Below are 2,113 nucleotides of genomic sequence, written 5' to 3'. Positions count from 1 at the left end.
GACATGGATACCGGCCGCGCGAGCAATCTCAGAGATAACCGCGTCCGGCTCAAAGCAGGCAGCGACGAGGCGCTCTTTGTCCTCGCGTGACCAGCGCCGACGGCGCTCTACGGACGTGATCACCTCAATTGGATGCTTCGTCATATGACTACTCCTAGCGTTACCACTAGGACTGCCAGTCAGTAGCCCGTCATCGCAAGACGGCTTTCACCGTGGGCTTACGCCGCGGCCGACGTCTGGCACGATGTTCCGGCAGATGTCTCCACAGCTTGATCGCATGGCCGTCCGCTGAATAGGCGAACTTGTAGATCGTCTCATGACTGACAGAGATCGGATGCCGCTCCAGTCGCATCCGGCCGGCAATCTGCTGCGGCGACCAGCCATGCAGGATGCGGTCGATGACCGACTGGCGCAGATGCGCGAACCGCGCAAGCTTGCGCAGCTTGGCACGTCGCTCACGTGCCATCGCATTCGCCGTCACGCAGTAGTAGCCGTTGAGATCCGGTATCTGCTGATCCTCGAACGTGTTGCGTCTGAGCTCGCGGAAAATCGTCGAGCGATGCCGTCCGAGTTTCTCGGCAATCACCTCGACACCGATGCCGGCCATTCGCCAACGGGCGATCTTCCGGCGTTCATCCATATCGATCTGGGAGTAGGTGCGCTTCATGGGCCGTTCCTTGCCGTAATTCCTTGACCAGTCGATCCTGCAGCGTCCGGTTCATCCGCTCGACGCGACCTTTGGCCTGACTGGAATTTGCGCAAAGAATCTCGATGTTTAGCTCACAAAGCGCACGCCCGAACTGGGTCATGCCCTGGCCACCCTTGGCGTCCTTCTTCGCCACCCGGAATACCGAATGCTTGTCGGAGTAGAAGGCCACAGGCGCGCCGTGACGCTTGAGGTAAAGCGCCAGCGCCTCGAAATAGCTGAAGGCACTTTCCGAGCGTACAAAGCGCAACTGCATCAACCTGCCCGTCGCATCGTCGACGAACACCAGCAGCGAACACGGATCACCGCGGTCCTCAAACCAGCGGTGCTCGGATCCGTCGATCTGCACCAGCTCGCCATAGGCTTCACGCCGCAAGCGCGGCTGATGAAACGTTCGGCGCTGCTTGCGCGAGAGCCAAAGTCCGGCCTCCGTCATCCAGCCGCGCAACGTCTCGCGCGACACCCGCAATCCATCTCGCTCGGAAAGCTTCTCAGCCGCCAATGTCGGCCCGAAGTCTGTATAGCGTTCGCGAACCAGCGTCACCGCGTAATCCCGAACACCATCGCTGATCCGGTTGTTCGACGGCCGACCGATCGCCTTGTGCCGGATCGACGCCGCACCACCAGTGCGGATCCGCTCCAGCAGCCGGCGCACTTGGCGCGTACTCAGATCAAGCACATGCGCCGCCGACACCATCGTCATCCGGTCGGCGATCACTTTCGATAGAATCTCGATCCGTTGCAGGTCGCGCTCGCTCATGGCAATCAATCCCATCCGCAATCTCCCAGACGTCGTTCAGACGCGGGGAGTGTGACATTCCAACTTTGCAGAAACAGGACACTTCAACTTTGCGGCTACATAAAGTGTGGCGGGGAAGTTGGAATGTCCGTTTGTGTGCAAAGTAGAAGTGTCACTTTGGGCGCGTCTTCAGCTATTTAGAAATGCGACACTCGGCATGTCCACTTGCGCTTAGGCAAGCCCCCGAGCGGACCGGCTGGACCGGGTTGCAAGGGAAGGGAGGGGGCGGGTGAGATGCTCCCCTTCGGCTTTAGCTTTGACAGTTGGAGCAGCCAGTCATTCCGCCGCATCGAGGCCAGAGAGCGCTTGTCGCCGTCGGGCAATGACGGCGGGATCGTTCATGAAATCCGTCTTCCGACCCGGCTTGCGGCCCCGCGGCGTGTAGCCATTCTTCTCGCTGTTGGTCCTGACCTTGGGCGCCGGCAGTTGCTCCTGACGCTCCTTGATATAGGCCAGGACATCGCCGAGCCGCTTGTTCTCGGTGATCGCCGCATGCGTCACCCGCTGGTCCTTGTYGAACACCTTGTAGGGCAGGGAATGACCTTTCCAGCGCACGTCCAGCCGGCCATCGGCATAGGCATAGGTCTCGACATAGCGGCCAACCAGGC

Annotated in this window: 1 protein-coding gene and 3 pseudogenes; all 4 read right to left on the bottom strand. The window is 60.4% G+C overall.

Annotated elements, in window-relative coordinates; all coding sequences use genetic code 11:
• Positions 1 to 144, bottom strand: a 144-nt coding sequence (locus AC1D1Z_RS36750; protein WP_157633421.1) for a transposase, incomplete at its 3' end; no start/stop codon positions are given.
• Positions 145 to 223: 79 nt separating this feature from the next.
• Positions 224 to 667 (bottom strand): annotated as a pseudogene (locus AC1D1Z_RS36745) (transposase); the annotation flags it as partial.
• Between the two features lie 13 nt (positions 668 to 680).
• Positions 681 to 1,481 (bottom strand): annotated as a pseudogene (locus AC1D1Z_RS36740) (ISNCY family transposase); the annotation flags it as partial.
• A 300-nt stretch (positions 1,482 to 1,781) separates the two neighbouring features.
• Positions 1,782 to 2,113: pseudogene (locus tag AC1D1Z_RS36735) on the bottom strand (ISNCY family transposase); the annotation flags it as partial.

This window comes from Rhizobium sp. P1_E1 (assembly GCF_056406015.1).
Note: the sequence above shows the minus strand (reverse complement) of the source record. Positions and strands in the feature narration are given on the sequence as shown.